This is a genomic window from Escherichia sp. MOD1-EC6021 (assembly GCF_002965245.1).
Taxonomy (GTDB): domain Bacteria; phylum Pseudomonadota; class Gammaproteobacteria; order Enterobacterales; family Enterobacteriaceae; genus Escherichia; species Escherichia coli_F.
Map to the genome: position 1 here is coordinate 70317 of NZ_PTRU01000013.1, position 26462 is coordinate 96778.

Below are 26462 nucleotides of genomic sequence, written 5' to 3' on the forward strand. Positions count from 1 at the left end.
CCTGAATCAATTCAGCAGGAAGTGATTGTTATACTATTTGCACATTCGTTGGATCACTTCGATGTGCAAGAAGACTTCCGGCAACAGATTTCATTTTGCATTCCAAAGTTCAGAGGTAGTCATGATTAAGAAAATCGGTGTGTTGACAAGCGGCGGTGATGCGCCAGGCATGAACGCCGCAATTCGCGGGGTTGTTCGTTCTGCGCTGACAGAAGGTCTGGAAGTAATGGGTATTTATGACGGCTATCTGGGTCTGTATGAAGACCGTATGGTACAGCTAGACCGTTACAGCGTGTCTGACATGATCAACCGTGGCGGTACGTTCCTCGGTTCTGCGCGTTTCCCGGAATTCCGCGACGAGAACATCCGCGCCGTGGCTATCGAAAACCTGAAAAAACGTGGTATCGACGCGCTGGTGGTTATCGGCGGTGACGGTTCCTACATGGGTGCAATGCGTCTGACCGAAATGGGCTTCCCGTGCATCGGCCTGCCGGGCACTATCGACAACGACATCAAAGGCACTGACTACACTATCGGTTTCTTCACTGCGCTGAGCACCGTTGTAGAAGCGATCGACCGCCTGCGTGACACCTCTTCTTCTCACCAGCGTATTTCCGTGGTGGAAGTGATGGGGCGTTACTGTGGCGATCTGACCCTGGCTGCGGCCATTGCCGGTGGCTGTGAATTCGTTGTAGTTCCGGAAGTTGAATTCAGCCGTGAAGACCTGGTAAACGAAATCAAAGCGGGTATCGCGAAAGGTAAAAAACACGCGATCGTGGCGATTACCGAACACATGTGTGATGTTGACGAACTGGCGCATTTCATCGAGAAAGAAACTGGTCGTGAAACCCGTGCAACTGTGTTGGGCCACATTCAGCGTGGTGGTTCTCCGGTGCCTTACGACCGTATTCTGGCTTCCCGTATGGGTGCTTACGCCATTGAACTGCTGCTGGCAGGTTACGGCGGTCGTTGTGTAGGTATCCAGAACGAACAGCTGGTTCACCACGACATCATCGACGCTATCGAAAACATGAAGCGTCCGTTCAAAGGCGACTGGCTGGACTGCGCGAAAAAACTGTATTAATGATTTCGGAAAAAGGCAGATTCCTTTAGCCTGAAACCGATGACAGAAGCAAAAATGCCTGATGCGCTTCGCTTATCAGGCCTACATGAATTCTGCAATTTATTGAATTTGCAAACTTTTGTAGGCCGTGTAAGCGCATATGGCATGGACAAAGCGCACTTTGTCAGCAATATGAGGCGGATTTCTTCCGCCTTTTTAATCCCCCAACATATACCCGCAAGTTATAGCCAATCTTTTTTTATTCTTTAATGTTTGGTTAACCTTCTGGCACGCTTTGCTCATCACAACACAACATAAGAGAGTCGGGCGATGAACAAGTGGGGCGTAGGGTTAACATTTTTGCTGGCGGCAACCAGCGTTATGGCAAAGGATATTCAGCTTCTTAACGTTTCATATGATCCAACGCGCGAATTGTACGAACAGTACAACAAGGCATTCAGCGCCCACTGGAAACAGCAAACCGGCGACAATGTGGTAATCCGCCAGTCTCATGGTGGTTCCGGTAAACAAGCGACGTCAGTAATCAATGGCATAGAAGCTGATGTTGTCACTCTGGCTCTGGCCTATGACGTGGACGCAATTGCGGAACGCGGGCGGATTGATAAAGAGTGGATCAAACGTCTGCCGGATAACTCCGCACCGTACACTTCCACCATTGTTTTCCTGGTACGTAAGGGCAATCCGAAGCAGATCCATGACTGGAACGATCTGATTAAACCGGGTGTTTCGGTGATCACGCCTAATCCGAAAAGCTCTGGTGGCGCGCGCTGGAACTACCTGGCTGCCTGGGGCTACGCGCTGCACCACAACAACAACGATCAGGCAAAAGCGCAGGATTTTGTTCGGGCACTGTATAAAAACGTCGAAGTTCTGGATTCTGGCGCGCGCGGCTCCACTAACACTTTTGTCGAGCGCGGAATTGGCGATGTACTGATTGCCTGGGAAAACGAAGCTCTGCTGGCAGCGAATGAACTGGGGAAAGATAAATTCGAAATCGTCACGCCGAGTGAGTCTATCCTCGCAGAGCCAACCGTGTCGGTGGTCGATAAAGTGGTTGAGAAAAAAGGTACTAAAGAGGTGGCGGAAGCCTACCTGAAATATCTCTACTCGCCAGAAGGTCAGGAAATTGCCGCGAAAAACTACTACCGTCCGCGCGACGCTGAGGTAGCGAAAAAGTACGAAAATGCGTTTCCAAAATTGAAGTTATTCACCATTGATGAAGAGTTCGGCGGCTGGACGAAAGCGCAAAAAGAGCATTTTGCTAACGGCGGTACGTTCGATCAGATCAGCAAACGCTGATTTCCCCAGGATAATTATCAAACCCGGTGGTTTCTCGCGACCGGGTTTTTTATTTGTCACGATTTTGCGTTACCCTTGCATCTCTTTGAGGTACAGGGAAAAAAAGATGAAAAAAGCGGGTCTTCTTTTTTTGGTGATGATAGTTATCGCCGTTGTGGCTGCCGGTATTGGTTACTGGAAATTAACCGGTGAAGAGTCGGATACATTACGTAAGATTGTCCTTGAGGAATGTTTGCCCAATCAGCAGCAAAATCAAAATCCTTCGCCATGTGCGGAAGTCAAACCTAATGCCGGATACGTGGTTTTAAAAGATCTTAATGGCCCACTGCAATATCTGTTGATGCCAACGTATCGTATTAACGGTACTGAAAGTCCTTTGTTGACCGATCCTTCAACGCCGAACTTCTTTTGGTTGGCCTGGCAGGCGCGTGATTTTATGAGCAAAAAATACGGCCAGCCGGTTCCCGATCGCGCGGTTTCTTTGGCGATCAACTCTCGCACCGGGCGTACGCAAAACCATTTTCATATTCATATCTCTTGTATTCGTCCTGATGTGCGCGAACAGCTGGATAACAATCTGGCGAACATCAGCAGCCGCTGGTTGCCACTGCCAGGTGGTTTGCACGGGCATGAATACCTGGCGCGTCGGGTAACGGAAAGCGAACTGGTACAACGCAGCCCATTTATGATGCTTGCAGAAGAAGTGCCTGAGGCGCGGGAACATATGGGAAGCTACGGGCTGGCGATGGTGCGGCAGAGTGATAATTCGTTTGTGTTGCTGGCGACACAACGAAATCTACTGACGCTGAACCGTGCTTCAGCCGAGGAAATCCAGGATCATCAGTGTGAGATTTTGCGTTAAGGCGAGGAGTTAAGGAAAGTAAGTGCCGGATATGAAATCCGGCACCTGTCAGACTTAAGCCTGTTTAGCCGCTTCTGCAGCTTTAACGATCACTGCGAAAGCGTCAGCTTTCAGAGAAGCACCGCCAACCAGCGCGCCGTCGATGTCTGGCTGAGCAAACAGTTCTGCAGCGTTAGACGCGTTTACAGAGCCGCCGTACTGGATGATCACTTGTTCAGCGATGTTAGCGTCAACTTTAGCGATGTGGTCACGGATGAATTTGTGAACAGCCTGTGCCTGCGCCGGAGTTGCCGATTTGCCAGTACCGATTGCCCATACTGGTTCGTAAGCGATTACCGCACCTTCGAATGCTGCAGCACCCTGAGTTTTCAGTACCGCGTCGATCTGACGTGCACAAACTTCTTCAGTTTTGCCCGCTTCGTTTTCAGCTTCGGTTTCACCGATGCACAGAACCGGAGTCAGCCCCTGCTCTTTCAGCACCGCGAATTTTTTCGCGATCAGTTCGTCAGACTCTTTGTGGTAAGTACGACGTTCAGAGTGGCCGATGATGATGTACTGTGCGCCGATGTCTTTCAGCATAGCAGCAGAGGTTTCACCGGTGAATGCGCCGGACAGGTTCAGGTCCACGTTTTGCGCACCCAGCATGATGTGGCTGCCTTCAGCTTCGCGCTTCGCCATATCGATGTACATTTCTGGTGGTGCGATTGCAACCGCACAGCCAGCAACACCTGCCAGCTCTTTACGCAGGTTAGAAACCAGCTCGTGAACCATGTGGCGGCTGCCGTTCAGTTTCCAGTTACCCATCACTAAAGGATGTCGCATTTTAATTCTCCACGCTTATAAGCGAATAAAGGAAGATGGCCGCCCCGCAGGGCAGCAGGTCTGTGAAACAGTATAGAGATTCATCGGCACAAAGGCTTTGCTTTTTGTCATTTATTCAAACCTTCAAGCGATTCAGATAGCGCCAGCTTAATCGGTTCAACAGCGAAGGTCAGCCCCTTTTCGCCGTTGTCCGCGACAACATAACGCAGTGCACCTTCGGTCTCGGTGTAATAACGTTTGTTTTTCCCCGCCGTTAGTAGCGACTGCAGTTTTTTCTGGCTTTGTGTTTTGGTCATTAATGGGGTGAGTGTGCGGATCACCGCTGCCATGTATTCCTGAGCTTTCGCTTTCGCGGCTTTTTGCTCTGGCCCCTGGATGGGTAGCCAGGTCATTTGAATGCTTTTGATTTTTAAGGTACCGCGCTCCAGCGCTGTAGAAGCATACAAGTTCTCATTAATTTTACTTGCAGCACGAGTGAGATTGGCTTTGTCGGGACTGCTGTCGATGGCACGAAATTCGTTCAGTGGCAGGCTGGGATTCTGGCTGTTAAAGTCTTCTCGAAACTGGCTGATGGAGAGATCGAAAGTAGGGGCTCCAGCCAGCAGATAAGGCGCGGTCGTTGCCGTATCTGGTGTTTGTGCATGCGCCGCTGTTGTAACGGTTAATGCAGAACATAAGAGAAAAAACAGCGTACACCCTGGCTTCATTGACAGTACCTTTTGTTATGACTGGCTCCGATTAAAACGATATCTGTCGCCCTTGTCAAAAGGGTAGAATCCTGGAAAAGACAACCATCAAGGAACTTACATGACCATACAGCAATGGTTATTTTCATTTAAAGGGCGTATTGGACGCCGTGATTTCTGGATTTGGATAGGCCTGTGGTTCGCAGGCATGCTGGTGCTTTTCTCACTGGCGGGTAAAAATTTACTCGATATTCAGACCGCGGCGTTTTGCCTTGTGTGCTTGCTTTGGCCAACAGCGGCAGTAACCGTTAAGCGCTTGCATGATCGCGGGCGTTCCGGCGCATGGGCATTTCTGATGATTGTGGCGTGGATGCTGCTGGCGGGTAACTGGGCGATTTTACCTGGTGTCTGGCAATGGGCGGTGGGGCGTTTTGTCCCGACGTTGATTCTGGTGATGATGCTTATCGATCTTGGTGCGTTTGTTGGCACACAAGGCGAAAATAAATATGGTAAAGACACTCAGGATGTGAAGTATAAAGCCGACAATAAATCAAGTAATTAACCTTTAATATATCTCTTACTGCTATTTTTTTCCGGGTTTGTTATTTCCACGTTGAAAATGACAATGCCCGGAAAATCCTTCTGATCTCTTCACCTTAAGCAATATCAAAAAAAATGGTAATCCATAAGATCATTACTTGTTTGTTCTTCCCTTAACGGCGCATTATTCTTAAGTCGTAATCGACAGAGAGGCGAATATACAGAGGTGCCCTATGAAAGATGTCGTAGATAAATGCAGTACTAAAGGATGTGCGATTGATATCGGTACGGTGATTGATAACGACAACTGTACCAGTAAGTTTTCGCGCTTTTTTGCCACCCGCGAAGAAGCAGAGTCCTTTATGACCAAACTGAAAGAGCTTGCTGCCGCTGCATCCTCTGCGGATGAAGGGGCCAGCGTGGCCTATAAGATTAAGGATCTGGAGGGGCAAGTTGAGCTTGATGCGGCCTTCACCTTCTCATGCCAGGCCGAGATGATTATTTTTGAGTTATCACTGCGTTCGTTAGCTTGATGGAGTTGCTTTAGAAGGAGTTAAACATGGCTTATAAACACATTGGCGTGGCAATTTCCGGGAATGAAGAAGATGCCTTACTGGTGAATAAAGCCCTGGAGCTCGCCAGACATAATGACGCTCACCTGACGTTAATTCATATTGATGATGGCTTAAGCGAGTTGTATCCGGGTATCTACTTCCCTGCAACAGAGGATATTCTTCAATTGTTGAAGAATAAGTCGGATAACAAGCTGTATAAACTGACGAAAAATATTCAATGGCCGAAGACAAAACTGCGTATTGAACGTGGGGAAATGCCGGAAACACTGCTGGATATTATGCAACAAGAGCAGTGCGACCTCCTTGTCTGTGGTCATCACCACTCATTTATCAACCGTTTGATGCCGGCATACCGCGGGATGATCAATAAGTTGAAAGCGGATCTGCTCATCGTGCCGTTTATCGATAAGTAACCGCTTACCAGTAATGCTCCGCTGTCATATGGCCCGGTCGACGACGTAAATGTTTCGTCATCTGCCGGGTTTCTTTTAGCAACTGTTGCGTATCGCGAACCATCTGTGGATTGCCGCACAGCATCACATGGCTGGTTTCTTTATCCATCGGCAAGCCCACCGCACTTTCCAGTTCACCACTTTCAATTAACGCCGGTATTCGCCCGGTGAGCGAACCCGCCGCCGTTTCCCGACTGACCACCGTCTGAATGCGCAGTTTCCCTTCGTAGCGTTTTTCCAGTTCTTGCATCAGTGGCAGATAACTTAAGTCGGCGGCATAACGTGCGGCGTGAACCAGAACCAGATTTTTGAAGCGATCTAAATCTTTGCCCAGTTGCAGAATTGATAAATAAGGGCCAATCGCTGTACCGGTTGCCAGCATCCATAGCGTTTCGCAATCTGGTACTTCATCCAGCACAAAGAAGCCAGCTGCTTCGCTAACCACCTGCACTTCATCGCCCGGTTTCAGTGCCGCCAGTCGTGGGCTTAATTTGCCATCGGGGACGGTGACCAGGTAAAACTCCAGATCGGGATTATCGGGCGAGTTAACGTAGGAATAGGCGCGCTGGACGCGTTCGCCATCAATTTCAAGGCCTAGTTTGGTGAATTGCCCGGCAGTAAATGGAAGCACGGGAGCGTGAACGGTGAGACTAAACAGGGCGTCGGTCCAGTTCTGCACTTTAGTGACTTTGCCTGTTACCCAATCAGCCATGTTTTTCTCCTGTTTTGATTGACTTGCCTTATCTTCGTTCTCCGAACAAAAAAATTCCAGTCCCGAAGGACTGGAAGGCTCAATCGATCAAATCACTCAGAGAATGTGCACCTGCATTTCTGGGTCTTTACGATCCAGATAGTGGATGGATTGAATGCGACGAATGGTGCGTGATTTACCGCGGATCAGCAGTGTTTCGGTGGTGGCGATATTGCCTTTGCGGCTAATACCTTCCAGCAGATCACCTTTGGTGATGCCAGTGGCAGAAAAGATGACGTTGTCGCTGCGTGCCATATCGCCCAGACGCAACACTTTACCCGCTTCGATGCCCATCGCTTTGCAGCGCGCCAGCTCCTGCTCGCCAATGCGAAGATTCTCTTCGTTGTCGCCTTTGACGTCATGACGCGCCAGCAGACGACCGTTCATGTCACCATCTAATGCGCGGATCACCGCTGCAGAAACCACGCCTTCCGGCGCGCCACCAATACCGTACAGCACGTCAACTTCGCTGTCTGGCATACAGGTGAGAATTGAGGCCGCAACGTCGCCGTCTGGAATAGCAAATACGCGTACGCCGAGTTGCTGCATTTCTGCGATAACAGCATCGTGGCGTGGTTTCGCCAGAATCGTTACCGTCAGTTCGCTTAACGGTTTGCCGAGCGCCGCCGCAACATTGCGCAGGTTATCCGCCAGCGGCAGGTTCAGATCAATGACGCCTTTCGCTCCCGGTCCGACGATCAGCTTCTCCATATACATATCCGGCGCGTTGAGGAAGCAGCCTTTATCGCCTACTGCCAGCACCGCCAGCGCGTTAGCCTGGCCCATCGCCGTCATGCGCGTGCCTTCAATCGGATCAACAGCAATATCTACCGCATCGCCGCGACCGGTACCGACTTTTTCACCAATGTAGAGCATCGGCGCTTCGTCGATTTCACCTTCACCAATGACGATGGTACCGTCAATGTTGACCTGGTTGAGCATAATGCGCATGGCGTTAACCGCTGCGCCGTCCGCGGTGTTTTTATCGCCGCGTCCTAACCATTTGTAGCCAGCCAGCGCCGCAGATTCGGTGACGCGGGAAAATTCGATGGCAAGTTCTCGTCTCATAGCAAACTCTAAGCAGTAAGGAATGGCGCGAAGTGTAGCACAGGGGAAGGGCAGGATTATTGATGTGTGCGGGGGTTGCCCCCGCACGATTTCAGAGTCTACGACATGCCGGATGCGGCGTGAACGCCTTATCCGGCCTACACAAAATGGCATCGGCTCGTAGGCCTGATAAGACGCGTAAGCGTCGCATCAGGCGATCAGTATCAGGCAATTGGTTCAGATGCCTGATATTACTCGTCGTGTTCTTCCCACGCCATCGCGCGTTTAACCGCTTTTTTCCAGCCTGCGTAACGGTAATTACGCTCGGTGGTTTCGATGCCAGGACTGAACTCGCGCTCAATCACCGCTTTCTCTTGCAGCTCGTCGAGGTTCTGCCAGAAGCCAACCGCCAGACCAGCAAGATAGGCCGCACCCAATGCGGTGACTTCGCGCACTTCCGGGCGCTCAACGCGCGTGCCGAGAATATCGGACTGGAACTGCATCAGGAAATTGTTCGCCACTGCGCCGCCATCCACGCGCAGGGCGTGCAGACGAATACCAGAATCGGCCTGCATCGCTTCCAGCACGTCACGCGTCTGATAAGCAATAGACTCCAGCGTCGCGCGTATAATGTGGTTAGCGTTCACTCCACGGGTCAGACCGAAAATCGCCCCGCGCGCATACGGATCCCAGTACGGCGCACCCAGCCCGGTAAAGGCCGGAACCACATACACACCGTTGGTGTTTTGCACTTTCGTGGCGAAATATTCGGAATCGTAGGCGTCATTAATCAGCTTCATCTCATCGCGCAGCCACTGAATGGATGCGCCCGCCATAAACACCGCACCTTCCAGCGCATAGTTTACTTCGCCAGTTGGGCCACAGGCGATGGTGGTCAGCAGGCCGTTTTCTGATTTCACCGCTTTCTCGCCGGTGTTCATCAGCATAAAGCAGCCAGTGCCGTAGGTATTCTTCGCCATCCCTTCTTTCACGCACAACTGACCAAACAGCGCCGCCTGCTGGTCACCGGCGATCCCGGAGATTGGAATACGCGTGCCGCCTTTGCCGCCAATGTTAGTCTGACCGTACACTTCGGAAGAACGACGCACTTCTGGCAGCATCTCGCGCGGAATATCCAGCACTTCCAGCATTTTGTCGTCCCAGTCCAGGGTATGGATGTTGAACAACATGGTACGAGAGGCGTTGGTGTAATCGGTCACATGGACACGGCCCTGAGTCATTTTCCAGATAAGCCACGTATCAACCGTACCAAACAGCAATTCACCACGACGTGCACGCTCGCGAGAGCCTTCCACATGGTCGAGGATCCACTTCACTTTGGTGCCAGAGAAGTACGGGTCAATCACCAGACCGGTATTGCTGCGGATATAATCTTCTAAACCGTCACGTTTTAAATGCTCGCAGATTTCTGCGGTACGACGGCACTGCCAGACAATGGCGTTATAGATAGGCTTGCCGGTTTCTTTTTCCCAAACAATAGTGGTTTCACGCTGATTCGTAATACCGATAGCTGCAATTTGATCGGAACTGATATCGGCTTTCGCCAGCACTTCTACCAGCGTGGAGCTTTGGGTGGCCCAGATTTCCATTGGGTCGTGTTCTACCCAGCCTGGTTTTGGGTAGATTTGCTCAAATTCGCGCTGTGACACGCTAATGATATTGGCATCGTGATCCATTACGACCGCGCGGGAGCTGGTGGTGCCCTGGTCGAGCGCAACGATATATTTTTTTTCAGTCATGTTTAATTGTCCCGTAGTCATATTACAGCGAAGCTTTTTGTTCTGAAGGAGTTGTGGTCTCCTTTTCTTCCACAACACAGATATCGCAAGGCAAATGGCGACCAATCAGTTTGCGGTAGGCAAATGCACCTACAATCGCGCCAACGATAGGGCCAAAAAGCGGCACCAGGAAGTAAGGAATGTCTCTGCCGCCGGTAAAGGCGACATTGCCCCAGCCCGCCAGCCAGGCAAAGACTTTCGGACCGAAGTCACGCGCTGGGTTCATGGCAAAGCCCGTCAATGGGCCCATAGATGCGCCAATGACCGCAATCAGTAGACCAATCAGCAAGGGAGCTAAAGGGCCGCGTGGTACACCGTTGCCATCGTCCGTTAACGCCAGGATCAGCCCCATCAGAATAGCGGTAATCACCATCTCAACTGCGAAAGCCTGCACAAAATTGATATGAGGATTCGGGTAAGTAGAGAAAGTGCCAGCCAGATCAACACTTTCAACGCTGCCGCGAACAATGTGATGAGTCTGCTCGAAGTCGAAAAATAAATTGTAGTAAAGCCCGTAAACTAAAGCCGCAGCGCAGAAAGCGCCGGCAACTTGTGAAACGATAAAAGGAATAACTTTGCGCTTGTCGAAACAGGCAAACAGCCACAATGCAATGGTAACAGCGGGGTTAAGATGCGCGCCGGAAACCCCTGCGGTCAGGTAGATGGCCATTGCCACCCCCAGTCCCCAAATGACACTGATTTCCCACTGACCAAAAGACGCACCAGCGACTTTTAGTGCTGCAACGCAACCCACACCGAAAAAAATCAACAACCCGGTACCGAGGAATTCAGCAATGCACTGGCCTTTCAAGGTTGATGTTTGACTCATAATCGGATCCTGAAGAGTTAATGTTTGTTGTATGCGTGAAAGTCACGGACCTCCACGATGCTTGTAGGCATGCTGTAAACTTATCGTTAACGAGCAAAAACGAGAAATATCGAACTTAAAATGTGTGTGCTTCGTCATAAAATGAGCGTTATCGCGCCATTTATTCCATCTGATTGTACATGATGCATGTTTGTTAGATCATTCGCGCAACAAATTTATTAACATTTTCGATTTGCGTGGATTATGTCTCCAGGAGAAGGATGAAAAGTGTGGCAAACCGTAATCTGCAAGGCGTGCCGCTGGACAGCGATGGCGCGGCTTCATACAATCGGAGCTAACTAAAGTGCGCTCGTATTTATTAAGGCGTCACCGGTAATCGGGACGAGGATTTTTATCCATCAACGCCTTGCAATTCAGGAGAGGTATGACAATGTCATTAGAAGTGTTTGAGAAACTGGAAGCAAAAGTACAGCAGGCGATTGATACCATCACTCTGTTGCAGATGGAAATCGAAGAGCTGAAAGAAAAAAACAACTCACTGTCGCAGGAAGTTCAAAATGCCCAGCATCAGCGCGAAGAGCTGGAGCGTGAGAACAACCATCTGAAAGAACAGCAGAACGGCTGGCAGGAACGTCTGCAGGCCCTGCTGGGTCGCATGGAAGAGGTTTAATCTCTTCCACGCAGAGGCGCCGCAAGGCGCCTTATTTTTTACTTCACTGCATTTTTAGCGGAAAGCATAATCTCCATCGCCTGTTGGCGATATTTATCTGCCGTATCTGGCGCCATTAATGCAATGATCCCCACAGCCCTGGGGGTGTCTTCAAGATAAACACTGATGGTTCTTTTCTGCTGACCATCAAAATTTATCAACACATCCTGATACTTACAGGTGAAATGTTTGGCATTACAATCATGAAACTGGAAGGCTTCCTCATTGTATTGATCCTTGAGATTGTCTCGCTGCTTCTTCTTTAACGCTTCCAGCGGGTCATCGGCGCTACGTCCTGCGGGCAGGCGGAAAGCAGAAATGAAGACGCTATTATCCTCACTTCTTATATCAATGGTTTTATTAGTACTAATGGAAACCGTATTCCAGTGTCGGTTCGGGATAGTCACGGTTATCGCAGCATTCTCAAAGGTATATTGCCACGGGGTAAACATACGAAACGTATTGCCGACTTTGGATAAAAGCAGGATTCCCAATACCCAACAGCACCCGCGAGTAAAACTGGCGAAGTTACGTTTTTTTTTAATAAATGCGCACAGAATACCTGACACAAGCACGGGAAGTAACAACGGCCCCAGAAATACTGAACCGATATACTCGCCAACCATGCCAGGATCTCCAGACAGTAGGTTGCTGTGCTGAAGATGACTAAGAAAAGTAGTTATTATCCATAGTATTAATAAGATAACGTATCTCATATCAATCCCTTATTATATAATACGTTCGCTACTAACGATGATTCATATCCCTATTCCCAGAATAGTTAATTTACCATATAGCATTAATTTTTAATGCTGCATATTTTTATGAAATGATTTATCGATAATTAATTTATATTGTCAGATGTGAACTATTGATATTTAAAATGAATTAAATAAAAACAAACGATAGTCTTTATGAATATTTTGCATATAAAAAAGGGGAATTTAATTCCCCTTTTAACGCATGGCAGGTACTTATTCAATATCCAGCGGATCTTCTGAAAGAATAATTCCGGTATTGTCGGCATAAAGATGGTCACCGGAGAAGAAAGTGACGCCGCCAAAATTAACGCGGACATCGCTTTCGCCAATGCCTTCGCCAGCGGCACCGACTGGAATTGCTGCCATCGCCTGGATGCCGATATCCAGCTCTTCCAGGTCATCTACCTGACGCACCGCGCCGTAAATGACCAGGCCTTCCCATTCATTTTGTACTGCCAGACGCGCCAGCTCAGCATCGACCAGTGCGCGACGAACAGAACCACCGCCATCAACGACGAGAACACGACCACGGCCATTCTGTTCGAGCAGATCGTACAGCAACCCGTTGTCCTCGAAACATTTTACCGTGATTATTTGTCCGCCAAACGACGCCCGTCCGCCAAAGTTGGAGAACAGCGGTTCCACGACGTTAACATCTTCTTGATAGATGTCACAAAGCTCGGAAGTATCGTATTTCATAGGCTTAACATTCAGTTGCTGCGAGAATTTTCAGTATATCGCGCTATGTGGGCTGTTGGCAAAATCATCAATTGTTAATTGATATTTGTCAGTTATGCTGCCCACTGGCTTAGGAATATCCCTAAAACAAACAGCAGGTTAGTCAGTAACGCTCCCTTGACAGTGCGTTCCAGCATCGGTCGCATCGCCACCGGGTCCATTTCCCGCATCACATAACGGGCTTGCTTCACCAGTAATGGTGCCGCCAGCAGGAACAGCCAGCCCCACAGGCTATGCAGTGAAAAGAGATTAAACAGCGCCAGACACACCAGAGAGCCCATCAGCAGGCAGGCATGATAACGACGCGCGTTCACTTCACCTAAGCGCACTACCAGCGTGTTTTTGCCATTCTCGCGGTCGCTATTGATATCACGCAGGTTATTAATGTTCAGAACCGCTGTTGCCAGCAGGCCACAGGCGGTCGCCGGAAGGATCAACGCCGGAATCAACGTATGAGCCTGTAAATACCAGCTGCCCATGACGCTTAACCAGCCAAAGAAAACCAGTACGGAAATATCACCCAGACCGATATAACCATAAGGACGATTGCCCACGGTGTAGGTGATAGCGGCAATGATCGACAACCCGCCAAGAATCAGGAAGCCAACAAAATCGGTCAGCGTATGGCACGCCACTGCAACCAACGCCAGCCCGGAGAGACAGATGAGCACGACGGTAATAATGAGCGCCCGTTTCATCTCTTGCTGGGTAATGACCCCTTTTTGCATGCCACGTAGCGGGCCAATGCGGTCAGGTTTATCGCTGCCTTTTACTGCATCGCCGTAATCATTAGCGAGGTTAGAGAGAATTTGAAGCAGTCCGGCGGTAATCAGTGCCAGCAGGGCGACCAGCGGATCGAAGTGACCTTGCCACCATGCCAGCGCCGTCCCGACGATAATTGCAGCAAAGGCGAGGGGGAGGGTTTTAGGTCGTAAACTTTCCAGCCACGCCTGAGTTCGGCTAATTTGTTGTTCAGTCATAATACGCGCCAATAAAAATGGGGCCTTTCAGCCCCATCAAACAATGATGAAAATGATTGAACGCGATTATAGGATAAAACGGCTCAGATCTTCATCTGCCACCAACGCATCCAGATGTTTGCTCACATAATCTGCGTCAATAGTGATGGTTTGACCGCTTAAATCGCTGGCGTCGTAGGAAATCTCTTCCATTAAACGCTCCAGAACAGTATGTAAACGACGAGCACCGATGTTTTCGGTAGATTCGTTCACCTGCCATGCTGCTTCCGCGATCCGCTTAATACCGGAGTCGGTGAACTCGATATTTACGCCTTCAGTCGCCATCAGTGCTTTGTACTGCACGGTGATAGAGGCATTCGGCTCGGTCAGAATACGCTCGAAATCGCTGGTGGTCAGTGCCTGCAGTTCAACGCGGATTGGCAGACGACCTTGCAGTTCCGGGATCAGGTCAGACGGTTTCGCAATCTGGAACGCGCCAGAAGCGATAAACAGAATGTGGTCAGTTTTGACCATCCCGTGTTTGGTGGAAACGGTGCAACCTTCTACCAGCGGCAGCAGGTCACGCTGAACACCTTCACGAGAAACATCCGGACCGGAAGACTCGCCGCGCTTACAGATTTTGTCGATTTCGTCGATAAACACGATCCCGTGCTGTTCAACGGCGTCGATAGCGTCTTGCTTCAGCTCTTCCGGATTCACCAGTTTCGCCGCTTCTTCTTCAATCAGCAGCTTCATGGCGTCTTTGATTTTCAGCTTACGCGCTTTTTGTTTCTGACCACCCAGGTTCTGGAACATGGACTGCAGCTGGCTGGTCATCTCTTCCATTCCCGGAGGCGCCATAATTTCAACGCCCATCGGTGCTGCGGCAAGATCGATCTCGATTTCTTTGTCATCGAGCTGGCCTTCACGCAGTTTTTTGCGGAATGCCTGACGAGCAGCGGACGGTTCCTGCTGTTGTTCGGTCTGTCCCCAGTTGTTTTTAGCCGGTGGGATCAGCACGTCGAGAATACGTTCTTCTGCCAGTTCTTCAGCGCGATAACGGTTTTTCTCGATAGCCTGGACGCGTACCATTTTCACGGCGGCATCGGTCAGATCGCGGATAATAGAATCCACTTCCTTACCTACATAGCCCACTTCGGTGAATTTGGTCGCTTCAACTTTAATGAACGGCGCATTCGCCAGCTTAGCCAGACGACGAGCGATTTCAGTTTTACCGACACCGGTCGGGCCGATCATCAGGATATTTTTCGGGGTCACTTCATGGCGCAGCTCTTCGTTAAGCTGCATGCGACGCCAGCGGTTACGCAGTGCAATCGCCACGGAACGCTTGGCGTTATCCTGGCCGATGATGTGTTTATCCAGTTCGCTGACGATTTCGCGTGGGGTCATTTCAGACATGGGAGATCCTTACGCTTTGTAGCTTAATTCTTCGATGGTGTGGAAATGGTTGGTATAGATGCAAATGTCGCCTGCAATATCCAACGCCTTTTCAGCAATTTCACGGGCGCTTAGTTCAGTGTTTTCTAACAGCGCGCGCGCCGCAGCCTGGGCGTAAGGGCCGCCGGAGCCGATAGCAATAAGATCGTTTTCTGGCTGCACCACGTCACCGTTACCGGTGATGATCAGTGAAGCGGTTTCATCCGCGACTGCCAGCAGTGCTTCAAGTTTGCGTAACATGCGATCGGTACGCCAGTCTTTTGCCAGCTCAACGGCGGCTTTGACCAGATGGCCCTGATGCATTTCCAGTTTACGTTCAAACAGTTCGAACAGCGTAAAAGCATCCGCAGTACCGCCCGCAAAGCCCGCGATGACTTTGTCGTTGTACAGACGGCGGACCTTTTTCACGTTACCTTTCATTACGGTATTGCCCAACGTGGCCTGACCATCACCAGCGATGACCACATGGCCGTTACGGCGTACGCTTACTATAGTTGTCACGAGCTGACCCCTTGGTTACGAATACAGAGTACAAACCCCGTACAAAAGTACGGGGCATAATGCAATTATAGATGGGGGGGATTTTGAGGGTTTCAACCCCCGGTAGCGAGTCGAATACAGTTTGTATGACCCGCCATCTTCAGGCGATTCAGGGTGCCGTCGGCATTTTCTTTCCCTTTAATCGGGCCAATCACCACACGATTCCAGCCATTGTTGGTGGTAATTTTCGAGTCAAAGCCTTCGAACGCCAGCTGAGCACGTACCGTCTCTGCCTGTTCCGCGCCTCGGAACGAACCGCACTGTACCATCCAGCGCCGCTCGTCTTTTTTCTCCGCCGTCTGTTTTGGCGCGTCAGCGGCCCGGCTAACAGGCGCGACTTGCTGTGACTTCGGCTGCGCCGCGGCAGTGTGTGCTGGCGTTTGCAGGAGATCCTGGTACGGCTGCTGAGCCGCCTGGCGAGTCTGCTGCGTCTGGCGCGGTGGTTGCTGCGCTTGCGCGGTACGCGGTTGTTGATATGCCTGCTCAGCCTGACGCTGCTGCTGTTGAGCCGCCTGAATCTGACGCTGTTGTGCCTGACGTTGAAGCGTTTGCTGACGCTGTTCCGGCGTCTGTTCATTCCATGGGACTTCAACCAGTTGCGTTGGCTGCTGGCGCATATCAGCCTGCATTTGTTCAAGAAGCTGACGTTGTTCTGGTGTCAGTTGCTCCGGCGTTTTCACTTCACCACCGGCAGAAGGTTCTGTGGGCGCACGCACACCCGGCTGGCGACTTTCCAGCTCTTTAATGTAGCGCCAGCGTTCTTCTGGTTTCGGTGGTAATCCGTTTCCGGTCACTTTCTGGCTTTGCAGCGTCTCGGACTCTTCTTTCTTGTGATGCGTAATGAAGTACAGACCACCGATAAAGGTCACAAGAACGGCGGCAGCAATAGCGACCATTGCGGGAGAAACCGCAGGCAGATTTCGTTGCTTTTTCCGTGAGGTGCTTTTTTTTCGCCGCGAAGGTGCCGGTTGGCTGCGGCGTACATAATCTCGTTGTGCCACTATCGTTTCGCTGTATTTATTCGTTCGTCAGCCCGCCATGTTACTTAAGCGGCGGGCCTTTGACCAGTCACGGCAGTCTTAAAGGTTTACTTTAAGGTAACGCGCGCGTTGATCCCCGGATGATAAGTTCGCAGTCCATTAAACGAGAGCCACTGCCAACGTGTTGCCCCTGCATTTGATCAAGCAATAACAGCATAGCTTCCCGACCGATTTCGTAACGCGGCTGCGCGATGGTTGTCAGTGGCGGATCACAAAATTGCGTCAGGTCGATGTTATCAAAACCGATTATGGACAGATCATCCGGGACTTTCAGCCCCTGGCGTTTTGCCTGAGAAAGTGCGCCGAGCGCCATTACATCGCTATGGCAGAAGACAGCAGTAGGCGGTTGCGGAAGAGCAAGCAGCTGTTGCATCGCTTTGCTTCCGGCTTCAAAGGAGAAGTCGCCCCGGGCGATGTATTGCGGATCAACCATAATGCCGCAGCGACGCAGCGCCTGAACGTAGCCTTGCAGGCGGTAGTGACACAGCGGCATCTCTTCGGGACCGGCTATACAGCCAATCCGTTTATGCCCTTGCTCATATAAATAATTTACTGCATCAAATGCCGCGGTCAGATTGTCGATATGAACTGTAGGTAGCTCCAGTTCCGGTGCAAATTCGTTCGCCATCACCATCGGCGGCAGATTACGCTGTTCCTCAATGCTGGCATCAAACGGCAGCCTTGAACCCAGCAGCAACATGCCATCAATTTGCTTGGTGATGATCAAATCGATAAAGGTTTTTTCCTGCTGATTTTGATGCGCACAGTCGCCAATCAGCACCAGATATCCGTGATTTGCCGCCGTAACTTCGATACCGCGAATAATTTCGCTAAAGAAGGGATCGCAGATATCCGGGACAATCACCAGAATGGTACGGGATTCATTACGCTTGACGTTGCGCCCCATAGGCTGCGGCAAATAACCTACTTCCCGGGCCGCTTTTTCAACCCGATTACGGGTGGCCTGGGAGACTTTATCGGGATTCATTAATGCTCGGGAGACGGTCGCTGTAGAGACTTTTGCCTTCAGGGCAACGTCTTTCATGGTCGCGGCAGTTTCCTGCTTCTTCGCTTTCACACTCACTCCTCGCCCGGCACGGCAGGCGTACTACTTCCATGTTTACTTCACATCGGCAACATTTTTAGCAGATAGCGCGTGAAAACGGTTACAGAATTTTCATGAAAAGTGTGATGAATATTGAATTTTTCGATCCGCCTCGCATCGTTTGCGCATTAGCCCTCGATGGGATCGACATCCAGCACCCATTTCACCTTACGGGAATCCGGTATTGTATTGATGAGCGCCAGCGTACCACTAATGATGTGTTGCAAGCGCACGCGGGAAGGGTGCTGCAACAATATCTGCCAGCGCCAGCGGCCACCACGTTTAGGGGCCAGCGCCGGAACCGGGCCGAGAACCCAGAGTTTCTCGTCTGCCAGCGGGCTGGAGAGGATGAGATTACGCAGTTGTTGCAGGAACAATGGCGCGTGCTGATTGTTATGATCTTCCGCACGCACAATCACATGGCTGGTCCACGGCGGCAGTTGCATCATGCGTCGTTCAGCCAGCGCCTGTTCGGCAAAGGCGTCGTAGCCTTTATAGAGCAATGTTTGCAACAGAGGATGTTCCGGATGGTGCGTTTGCAGCACCACTTCACCCTGTTTACCCGCACGCCCGGCACGACCGGCGACCTGGGTGTAAAGCTGGGCGAAACGCTCTGCCGAGCGAAAATCGGCAGAAAACAGCGCGCCGTCTACGTCCAGTAATGCCACCAGCGTCACATCCGGAAAGTGGTGACCTTTCGCCAGCATTTGCGTGCCGATCAAAATCCTCGCGCCGCCGCGATGCACTTCCGCCAGTTGTTGTTCAAGCGCCCCTTTGCGGCTGGTGGTATCGCGGTCGATACGAGAAATGGGCACGCCGGGGAACATCGGCGCAAGCGTCTGTTCAAGCTGTTCGGTGCCCAGCCCCACGGGGACCAGGTGCGTGGAACCGCAGGAAGGGCACTGGTGCGGCACCGGACGCTGACTGTCACAGTGGTGACAGCGCAAATGCTGTTGCGCCTGATGCAGCGTGTAGTAGTGATCGCAACGTGGGCATTCGGCAATCCAGCCGCAGTCGTGGCACAGCAAGGCAGGCGCAAAGCCACGGCGGTTAAGAAAGAGGATAACCTGGTTGTCGGCCTGTAAATGCTGGCGCATACGGGTGATTAACGCCGGAGCCAGCCCCGCCTGTACCTTCTGGCCTTTTAAATCCAACACGTGTTGAATTGCGGGGCGCGCATTCCCTGCCCGACGGGTCAGGCGCAGCAGGCGATATTTTTTCTGCTGCACGTTGCATAACGTTTCCAGCGCGGGCGTTGCGGAGCCAAGAATAATCGGGATTTGCTCGCTGTGCGCACGGTACACCGCCAGGTCGCGGGCATGGTAGCGCCAACCTTCCTGCTGTTTATAGGAACTGTCATGCTCTTCATCAATGACAATCACACCGAGATTTTTAAACGGCGTAAACAGCGCGGAGCGGGTGCCGATCACAATCGCCGCCTCACCATTTTTCGCTTTCAACCACGCCGAAAGACGCTCGCTGTCGTTCAGGCCGGAATGCAGAACTTCCACTGGCGCATTAAACCGCTCACGAAAACGGGCAATAGTTTGCGGTGTCAGGCCGATTTCCGGCACCATCACCAGCGCCTGTTTGCCCTGAGCGAGCACGTTTTCCAGTACGCTCAAATAAACTTCTGTTTTACCGGAACCGGTAACACCCGCCAGCAGCCAGGCAGAAAAAGTATCTGCCGCACTATGAATTGCGCCAACGGCGGTGGCCTGTTCAGTATTCAATCGCAACCGTTCACCAGAAACGGCATAGTTCGTGCGCCAGTCGCTAAACTCTGGTGTTTCACTTGCTAAATCACACAGACCTTTTTTGCGCAGCGCCTGCAACGCGGCATCATTAAATTCGAGCGTGGCAACCTGATCACGCCAGATTTTGCCTTGCCGTAACGCTGCCAGCGCCTGTTGTTGCTTGGGTGAACGTTTCAGGCTGTTCAGATCCACCGCCTGACCTTGTTCAGTGGCAAACCAATACCACATCGGCGCGTTCGCCGCAGGCCGCCCCTGGCGCAGTAAAATCGGCAAGGCATGAAACAGCACATCGCCAATTGGATGATGATAGTAATCTGCCGCCCAGAGCAGTAATCGCCAGACGGAGTGAGTAAATACCGGCTCAACGTCCAGCACTTCTACTACCGCTTTCAGCTCGTTGAGCGGCAGCTCGCTGACGTCGCTAACTGACACCACAACCCCGATACGCTCCTGCTGTTTGCCAAACGGCACGCGCACGCGACACCCGGCTTTAACCGTCATGCCTTCTGGCAGCAGATAGTCAAAGGTACGAGGAAGCGGAACGGGCAAGGCAACGTGGGCAACGGGCATAGCATCATCCTGACTTGAAATTCGGTGGGTTAGTATACACATTGCCGTAGAAGAGTGCGGATCAGTTTGCATACGCTGGTTAATTTCTGTATGATTTCGCGCCTTCGTACGAAATGATCGTATTGAAGCTATACTTTTAACATCGCGTGGTGTCTGGCGTTAGGGCTGGAAGAGCGACGCGGCCTTAAACCGAGGTTTTCCCATGAAAAAAGATATTCACCCGAAATACGAAGAAATTACTGCTAGCTGCTCTTGCGGTAACGTAATGAAAATCCGCTCCACCGTTGGTCATGATCTGAACCTCGACGTGTGCAGCAAGTGCCACCCGTTCTTCACTGGCAAACAGCGTGATGTTGCTACCGGTGGCCGTGTTGACCGCTTCAACAAGCGTTTCAACATCCCGGGCAGCAAATAAGACCGGATTTCCGAAAAAAGCGCCGCACGGCGCTTTTTTTGTGCCTGAAAAACTTTAAGGCATTGCGCTCATCACACTTCCTGCCGTCAATTTTAAAGCTGGTTCAATCTCTATCCCCGCGCTTTGTAACCCTTTTGCCGTCCATTTATTACAGGTATTTAAAATCCCATAGCGACCATTCGCGGCATAAAACTGGCTGTCACCATAAATGCCTTTTTTGAGCGGAATAATATTTCCCGCGTCGCTACGGGAAAAGCTCCGACCAATAAATAACATTAAGGTCGAAAGTTGACCGTTGTTAATTGTCAGTGGCTTAACATCACTGCCAGGAAAATAGCGTTCAGGTGGGGCAGAGAACGCCACCACATGCATTACTGCGCCAGTAGACCAGAACATCGCCTGTAATGTCAGGCTGCTGGTAATTTCCTGTGCCTGATAAAAGCCTTTATCGCCCCAGCCGATTTCATACCATTTTGGTTGCGCAAATCTCGCGTCGAGTTGCGGTAAAACGCGATTAACGTTTGCGGCGGGCACCACAATTCCGGTATGCCAGCCGTGACTGACAATATAAATGTTATGCTGGCCTGCAAAGTCATTGTTTGCCGGAGCGACAGCTTGCGGAAAGGTCGTGCAACTACAAAGCAACAAACAGACTACGGCGGGAATTATTTTTTTCATCATCCATTACCACGAAAACAGCGGCCATTCTTTGGCAACCGTGGTGAGTTGTGGCGCATCGAAAATGGCTTGTGGCGAGACCACCGTTTCCTCAAGCGGAATATTTTTCCCGTAACGTTCTTTGAGCTTCGCCTGAACTAGCGGGTTGCTGAGATCGAACTCTTTCAGTTTTTGCTGTTCACCCACGCGCATCCCCAGCGCATTCTGGTAAACCTTCCACACTACTTCCGAACAGTACTGGCGATCGTCGCTCCACGAGAAGCTGAAATCGTACGGTTTGCCGAGATAACGTTTTGCCGTTTGCGCCAGTTTTTGCTGTTGTTCAACACTCAGTCCGCCTTCAACGCGGCGAACAACGTATTTGCCCTTTTCACCATGGGCGATCCACTGCTTGAGCGGGGTGTATTTCACCGGGCCGACCGCTTCAAAAACGTAGGGCTTTTTGTTACGCATCACCAGCATACCGGTGTGGCTGTAATCGGAATGGGTCGCCAGTTGGATCGCTTTACTTTGCGATGAGCGAGAGATTTGAAAGATGATGTCGCCAGTTTCCGGCTGCCAGGCAAGGGCAGGCACAGAAACCAGCATGCTGAGGATCAGTAGCCTGTATTTCATAGTTAAACGTCCATGTATGAAAAAAGCGGCTGGTTAACTCCGCGCCGCTCTTTTCCGCTTTAGTATTCCCACGTTTCCGGGTTAATCCCCATCTCACGCATGATCTCTTTTGCCGCTTCCGGGATTTCGTCACTGCGCTCTTTACGCAGGTCGGCATCATCCGGCAGAGGTTGCCCGGTAAAGGCATGCAGAAACGCTTCGCACAGCAGCTCGCTGTTGGTAGCGTGACGCAGGTTGTTCACCTGACGACGCGTGCGTTCATCGGTGAGGATTTTTAACACCTTAAGAGGAATGGAAACCGTAATCTTTTTGACTTGTTCACTCTTCTTGCCGTGCTCAGCGTATGGGCTGATATATTCGCCGCTCCATTCAGCCATGAGATACTTAATCCTCTTCGTCAATAAATTGAGACCAGACCACACAATTTATGTGGGTACTGACCGTAAACCCGCATAGTTTACCGTACAGGCGTTACCGTGACATCGTGTAATGCACCTGTCGGCGTGATAATGCATATAATTTTAACGGCTATTTGGGATTTGCTCAATCTATACGCAAAGAAGTTTAGATGTCCAGATGTATTGACGTCCATTAACACAATGTTTACTCTGGTGCCTGACATTTCACCGACCAAGCCCAGGGAACTTCATCACATGACGCGTAAACAGGCCACCATCGCAGTGCGTAGCGGGTTAAATGACGACGAACAGTATGGTTGCGTTGTCCCTCCAATCCATCTTTCCAGCACCTATAACTTTACCGGATTTAATGAACCGCGCGCGCATGATTACTCGCGTCGCGGCAACCCAACGCGCGATGTGGTTCAGCGTGCGCTGGCTGAACTGGAAGGCGGTGCTGGTGCAGTACTTACTAATACCGGCATGTCCGCGATCCACCTGGTAACGACCGTCTTTTTGAAACCTGGCGATCTGCTGGTTGCGCCGCACGACTGCTATGGCGGCAGCTATCGCCTGTTCGACAGCCTGGCGAAACGTGGTTGCTATCGCGTGTTGTTTGTTGATCAGGGCGATGAACAGGCATTACGGGCGGCGCTGGCAGAAAAACCCAAACTGGTACTGGTAGAAAGCCCCAGTAATCCATTGTTACGCGTCGTGGATATTGCGAAAATCTGCCATCTGGCAAGGGAAGTTGGGGCGGTGAGCGTGGTGGATAACACCTTCTTAAGCCCGGCATTACAAAATCCACTGGCATTAGGTGCCGATCTGGTGTTGCATTCATGTACGAAATATCTGAACGGTCACTCAGATGTAGTGGCTGGCGTGGTGATTGCTAAAGACCCGGACGTTGTCACCGAACTGGCCTGGTGGGCAAACAATATTGGCGTGACGGGCGGCGCGTTTGACAGTTATTTGTTGCTGCGCGGTTTGCGAACGCTGGTGCCGCGTATGGAGCTGGCGCAGCGCAACGCGCAGGCGATAGTGAAATATCTGCAAACCCAGCCGTTAGTGAAAAAACTGTATCACCCGTCGCTGCCGGAAAATCAGGGGCATGAAATTGCCGCGCGCCAGCAAAAAGGCTTTGGCGCAATGTTGAGTTTTGAACTGGATGGCGATGAGCAGACGCTGCGTCGTTTCCTGGGCGGGGTGTCGTTGTTTACGCTGGCGGAATCATTAGGGGGAGTGGAAAGTTTAATCTCTCACGCCGCAACCATGACACATGCAGGCATGGCACCAGAAGCGCGTGCTGCCGCCGGGATCTCCGAGACGCTGCTGCGTATCTCCACCGGTATTGAAGATGGCGAAGATTTAATTGCCGACCTGGAAAATGGCTTCCGGGCTGCAAACAAGGGGTAAAAATGAGTGTGATTGCGCAGGCAGGGGCGAAAGGTCGTCAACTGCATAAATTTGGTGGCAGTAGTCTGGCTGATGTGAAGTGTTATTTGCGTGTCGCGGGCATTATGGCGGAGTACTCTCAGCCTGACGATATGATGGTGGTTTCCGCCGCCGGTAGCACCACTAACCAGTTGATTAACTGGTTAAAACTAAGCCAGACCGATCGTCTCTCTGCGCATCAGGTTCAACAAACGCTGCGTCGCTATCAGTGCGATCTGATTAGCGGCCTGCTACCCGCTGAAGAAGCCGATAGCCTCATTAGCGCTTTTGTCAGCGATCTGGAACGCCTGGCGGCGCTGCTCGACAGCGGTATTAACGATGCGGTGTATGCGGAAGTGGTGGGCCACGGTGAAGTGTGGTCGGCGCGCCTGATGTCTGCGGTACTTAATCAACAAGGATTGCCTGCGGCCTGGCTTGATGCCCGCGAGTTTTTACGCGCTGAACGCGCCGCGCAGCCGCAGGTTGATGAAGGGCTTTCTTACCCGTTGCTGCAACAGCTACTGGTACAACATCCGGGCAAACGTCTGGTGGTGACCGGGTTTATCAGCCGTAACAACGCCGGTGAAACGGTGCTGCTGGGGCGTAACGGTTCCGACTATTCCGCGACACAAATCGGTGCGCTGGCGGGAGTTTCCCGCGTAACCATCTGGAGCGACGTCGCCGGGGTATACAGCGCTGACCCGCGTAAAGTGAAAGATGCCTGCCTGCTGCCATTGCTGCGTCTGGATGAGGCCAGCGAACTGGCGCGTCTTGCCGCGCCAGTGTTGCACGCCCGTACTTTACAGCCAGTTTCTGGCAGTGAAATCGACCTGCAGCTGCGCTGTAGCTACACGCCGGATCAAGGTTCCACGCGCATTGAACGCGTGCTGGCCTCAGGTACAGGTGCGCGTATTGTCACCAGCCACGATGATGTCTGTTTGATTGAGTTTCAGGTGCCCGCCAGTCAGGATTTCAAACTGGCGCATAAAGAGATCGACCAAATCCTGAAACGTGCTCAGGTGCGCCCACTGGCGGTTGGCGTGCATAACGATCGCCAGTTGCTGCAATTTTGCTACACCTCGGAAGTGGCCGATAGTGCGCTGAAAATCCTCGACGAAGCAGGATTACCTGGCGAACTGCGCCTGCGTCAGGGGCTGGCGCTGGTGGCGATGGTTGGGGCGGGCGTCACCCGTAACCCGCTGCATTGCCACCGCTTCTGGCAGCAACTGAAAGGCCAGCCGGTCGAGTTTACCTGGCAGTCCGATGACGGCATCAGCCTGGTGGCAGTACTGCGCACCGGGCCGACCGAAAGCCTGATTCAGGGGCTGCATCAGTCCGTCTTCCGCGCAGAAAAACGCATCGGCCTGGTATTGTTCGGTAAGGGCAATATCGGTTCCCGCTGGCTGGAACTGTTCGCCCGTGAGCAGAGCACGCTCTCGGCGCGCACCGGCTTTGAATTTGTGCTGGCAGGCGTGGTGGACAGCCGTCGCAGCCTGTTGAGCTATGACGGGCTGGACGCCAGCCGTGCGCTAGCCTTCTTTAATGATGAAGCCGTCGAACAGGATGAAGAGTCGCTATTCCTGTGGATGCGTGCCCATCCGTATGATGATTTAGTGGTGCTGGACGTTACCGCCAGTCAGCAACTGGCCGATCAATACCTCGATTTCGCCAGCCACGGTTTCCACGTCATCAGTGCCAACAAACTGGCGGGAGCGAGCGACAGCAATAAATATCGCCAGATCCACGACGCGTTCGAAAAAACCGGGCGTCACTGGCTATACAACGCCACCGTCGGCGCAGGTTTGCCGATCAACCATACCGTGCGCGATCTGATCGACAGCGGCGACACTATTTTGTCGATCAGCGGGATCTTCTCCGGCACACTCTCCTGGCTGTTCCTGCAATTCGACGGTAGCGTGCCGTTTACCGAGCTGGTGGATCAGGCGTGGCAGCAGGGCTTAACTGAACCTGACCCGCGTGATGACCTCTCCGGCAAAGACGTGATGCGCAAGCTGGTGATTCTGGCGCGTGAAGCGGGTTACAACATTGAACCGGACCAGGTGCGTGTTGAATCACTGGTGCCAACCCATTGCGAAGGTGGAAGCATCGACCATTTCTTTGAAAATGGCGATGAACTTAATGAGCAGATGGTACAACGGTTGGAAGCGGCCCGTGAAATGGGGCTGGTGTTGCGCTACGTGGCGCGTTTCGATGCCAACGGCAAAGCGCGAGTAGGCGTGGAAGCGGTGCGAGAAGACCATCCGCTGGCATCACTACTACCGTGCGATAACGTCTTTGCCATCGAAAGCCGCTGGTATCGCGACAACCCGCTGGTGATCCGCGGGCCAGGTGCAGGGCGCGACGTCACCGCCGGGGCGATTCAGTCGGATATTAACCGTCTGGCGCAGTTGTTGTAGTGATTATTGAACAAAAGCTGGCAGTTGCCAGCTTTTGTTGTCACCTCTAAACCACCTCCTGCGGAGGTGGTGATTGATTGTCATTTTGCCTTTGGTCAGTGCCCCGGTAATAAGGGGGCTTT

The 26462-nt window shown here is 51.7% G+C and carries 27 protein-coding genes; 10 read left to right on the forward strand and 17 right to left on the reverse strand.

The genetic code is table 11. From position 1 onward, the window contains the following. Nucleotides 1-121 precede the first annotated feature (121 nt). The 3 genes from pfkA to cdh all read left to right on the forward strand — a co-directional run bounded on the left by pfkA (nt 122) and on the right by cdh (nt 3245). Nucleotides 122-1084 carry a 6-phosphofructokinase gene (pfkA, locus tag BEB54_RS15980; protein ID WP_001318165.1) on the forward strand — a complete coding sequence of 321 codons (963 nt, stop codon included), beginning with the start codon at nt 122-124 and terminating at the stop codon, nt 1082-1084. 309 nt (nt 1085-1393) lie between these two features. Continuing rightward, nucleotides 1394-2383, forward strand: coding sequence for a sulfate/thiosulfate ABC transporter substrate-binding protein Sbp (gene sbp, locus BEB54_RS15985; protein WP_001045689.1), 990 nt, complete (start codon nt 1394-1396; stop codon nt 2381-2383). Nucleotides 2384-2489: 106 nt separating this feature from the next. After that, nucleotides 2490-3245 (forward strand): CDP-diacylglycerol diphosphatase, encoded by a 756-nt coding sequence (cdh, locus tag BEB54_RS15990; RefSeq protein WP_001355351.1) that lies wholly within the window; start codon nt 2490-2492, stop codon nt 3243-3245. A 54-nt stretch (nt 3246-3299) separates the two neighbouring features. Here the strand turns inward: cdh and tpiA are convergent, their stop codons facing one another. Further along, nucleotides 3300-4067: a triose-phosphate isomerase gene (gene tpiA, locus BEB54_RS15995; protein ID WP_001216325.1), complete on the reverse strand. Its 768-nt coding sequence runs from the start codon at nt 4065-4067 to the stop codon at nt 3300-3302. A 107-nt stretch (nt 4068-4174) separates the two neighbouring features. After that, nucleotides 4175-4774, reverse strand: a complete 600-nt coding sequence (locus BEB54_RS16000) for a YiiQ family protein (RefSeq protein ID WP_000802214.1) — start codon at nt 4772-4774, stop codon at nt 4175-4177. Nucleotides 4775-4874: 100 nt separating this feature from the next. Here BEB54_RS16000 and BEB54_RS16005 point away from each other — a divergent pair, with 100 nt between their 5' ends. From BEB54_RS16005 to uspD, 3 genes are all read left to right on the forward strand, one after another. Beyond that, nucleotides 4875-5315, forward strand: a complete 441-nt coding sequence (locus BEB54_RS16005; RefSeq protein WP_000155257.1) for a DUF805 domain-containing protein — start codon at nt 4875-4877, stop codon at nt 5313-5315. Between the two features lie 211 nt (nt 5316-5526). Beyond that, a complete protein-coding gene (locus tag BEB54_RS16010; protein ID WP_000655986.1) occupies nt 5527-5826 on the forward strand; it encodes a DUF406 domain-containing protein in 300 nt (99 codons plus the stop codon). A gap of 26 nt (nt 5827-5852) precedes the next feature. After that, complete coding sequence (gene uspD / locus BEB54_RS16015) at nt 5853-6281, forward strand: universal stress protein UspD (protein ID WP_000323553.1); 429 nt, start codon at nt 5853-5855, stop codon at nt 6279-6281. A gap of 4 nt (nt 6282-6285) precedes the next feature. Here uspD and fpr read toward each other — a convergent pair whose 3' ends face one another. The 4 genes from fpr to glpF all read right to left on the reverse strand — a co-directional run bounded on the left by fpr (nt 6286) and on the right by glpF (nt 10746). Then, a complete protein-coding gene (fpr, locus tag BEB54_RS16020) occupies nt 6286-7032 on the reverse strand; it encodes a ferredoxin--NADP(+) reductase (RefSeq protein ID WP_000796321.1) in 747 nt (248 codons plus the stop codon). A gap of 96 nt (nt 7033-7128) precedes the next feature. After that, nucleotides 7129-8139, reverse strand: a complete 1011-nt coding sequence (gene glpX / locus BEB54_RS16025; RefSeq protein ID WP_105277520.1) for a class II fructose-bisphosphatase — start codon at nt 8137-8139, stop codon at nt 7129-7131. 230 nt (nt 8140-8369) lie between these two features. Continuing rightward, nucleotides 8370-9878, reverse strand: a complete 1509-nt coding sequence (glpK, locus tag BEB54_RS16030) for a glycerol kinase GlpK (RefSeq protein WP_105277519.1) — start codon at nt 9876-9878, stop codon at nt 8370-8372. A gap of 22 nt (nt 9879-9900) precedes the next feature. Then, the gene (gene glpF / locus BEB54_RS16035) at nt 9901-10746 is read right to left on the reverse strand and encodes a glycerol uptake facilitator protein GlpF (RefSeq protein ID WP_000084268.1); all 846 of its coding nucleotides are present in this window, start codon (nt 10744-10746) and stop codon (nt 9901-9903) included. A 424-nt stretch (nt 10747-11170) separates the two neighbouring features. Here glpF and zapB point away from each other — a divergent pair, with 424 nt between their 5' ends. Beyond that, complete coding sequence (gene zapB, locus BEB54_RS16040; protein ID WP_001296623.1) at nt 11171-11416, forward strand: septal ring assembly protein ZapB; 246 nt, start codon at nt 11171-11173, stop codon at nt 11414-11416. Between the two features lie 38 nt (nt 11417-11454). On the opposite strand, the gene BEB54_RS16045 is transcribed toward zapB, so the two are convergent. The 8 genes from BEB54_RS16045 to priA all read right to left on the reverse strand — a co-directional run bounded on the left by BEB54_RS16045 (nt 11455) and on the right by priA (nt 20383). Further along, a complete protein-coding gene (locus tag BEB54_RS16045) occupies nt 11455-12081 on the reverse strand; it encodes a hypothetical protein (protein ID WP_123057342.1) in 627 nt (208 codons plus the stop codon). 348 nt (nt 12082-12429) lie between these two features. Beyond that, complete coding sequence (gene rraA, locus BEB54_RS16050) at nt 12430-12915, reverse strand: ribonuclease E activity regulator RraA (protein WP_000872908.1); 486 nt, start codon at nt 12913-12915, stop codon at nt 12430-12432. Between the two features lie 92 nt (nt 12916-13007). Beyond that, nucleotides 13008-13934 (reverse strand): 1,4-dihydroxy-2-naphthoate polyprenyltransferase, encoded by a 927-nt coding sequence (gene menA, locus BEB54_RS16055; RefSeq protein ID WP_096002192.1) that lies wholly within the window; start codon nt 13932-13934, stop codon nt 13008-13010. A gap of 66 nt (nt 13935-14000) precedes the next feature. Further along, nucleotides 14001-15332 (reverse strand): HslU--HslV peptidase ATPase subunit, encoded by a 1332-nt coding sequence (hslU, locus tag BEB54_RS16060; protein ID WP_001293344.1) that lies wholly within the window; start codon nt 15330-15332, stop codon nt 14001-14003. 9 nt (nt 15333-15341) lie between these two features. Beyond that, complete coding sequence (gene hslV / locus BEB54_RS16065) at nt 15342-15872, reverse strand: ATP-dependent protease subunit HslV (protein WP_000208242.1); 531 nt, start codon at nt 15870-15872, stop codon at nt 15342-15344. Between the two features lie 92 nt (nt 15873-15964). Further along, complete coding sequence (ftsN, locus tag BEB54_RS16070; RefSeq protein ID WP_001353717.1) at nt 15965-16912, reverse strand: cell division protein FtsN; 948 nt, start codon at nt 16910-16912, stop codon at nt 15965-15967. Between the two features lie 91 nt (nt 16913-17003). After that, a complete protein-coding gene (gene cytR, locus BEB54_RS16075; protein WP_000644899.1) occupies nt 17004-18029 on the reverse strand; it encodes a DNA-binding transcriptional regulator CytR in 1026 nt (341 codons plus the stop codon). A gap of 155 nt (nt 18030-18184) precedes the next feature. Continuing rightward, complete coding sequence (gene priA, locus BEB54_RS16080; protein WP_105277518.1) at nt 18185-20383, reverse strand: primosomal protein N'; 2199 nt, start codon at nt 20381-20383, stop codon at nt 18185-18187. A 202-nt stretch (nt 20384-20585) separates the two neighbouring features. Between priA and rpmE the strand changes: the two genes are divergently transcribed. After that, complete coding sequence (gene rpmE / locus BEB54_RS16085; RefSeq protein WP_000710769.1) at nt 20586-20798, forward strand: 50S ribosomal protein L31; 213 nt, start codon at nt 20586-20588, stop codon at nt 20796-20798. A 54-nt stretch (nt 20799-20852) separates the two neighbouring features. Here the strand turns inward: rpmE and BEB54_RS16090 are convergent, their stop codons facing one another. Genes BEB54_RS16090 through metJ form a run of 3 tightly spaced genes read right to left on the reverse strand, consistent with a single transcriptional unit; the run spans nt 20853 to nt 22468 of the window. Further along, complete coding sequence (locus BEB54_RS16090; RefSeq protein WP_000720775.1) at nt 20853-21476, reverse strand: TIGR02117 family protein; 624 nt, start codon at nt 21474-21476, stop codon at nt 20853-20855. Nucleotides 21477-21482: 6 nt separating this feature from the next. Further along, on the reverse strand, nt 21483-22091 hold the full coding sequence (locus BEB54_RS16095) for a YiiX family permuted papain-like enzyme (protein ID WP_088542124.1): 609 nt from the start codon (nt 22089-22091) through the stop codon (nt 21483-21485). A 59-nt stretch (nt 22092-22150) separates the two neighbouring features. Continuing rightward, complete coding sequence (gene metJ, locus BEB54_RS16100; RefSeq protein ID WP_000852812.1) at nt 22151-22468, reverse strand: met regulon transcriptional regulator MetJ; 318 nt, start codon at nt 22466-22468, stop codon at nt 22151-22153. Between the two features lie 276 nt (nt 22469-22744). Between metJ and metB the strand changes: the two genes are divergently transcribed. Together metB and metL are read left to right on the forward strand one after the other, a co-directional pair. Further along, nucleotides 22745-23905 carry a cystathionine gamma-synthase gene (gene metB, locus BEB54_RS16105; protein ID WP_105277517.1) on the forward strand — a complete coding sequence of 387 codons (1161 nt, stop codon included), beginning with the start codon at nt 22745-22747 and terminating at the stop codon, nt 23903-23905. Between the two features lie 2 nt (nt 23906-23907). Further along, nucleotides 23908-26340, forward strand: a complete 2433-nt coding sequence (gene metL, locus BEB54_RS16110) for a bifunctional aspartate kinase/homoserine dehydrogenase II (protein ID WP_000110774.1) — start codon at nt 23908-23910, stop codon at nt 26338-26340. Nucleotides 26341-26462: the final 122 nt, after the last annotated feature.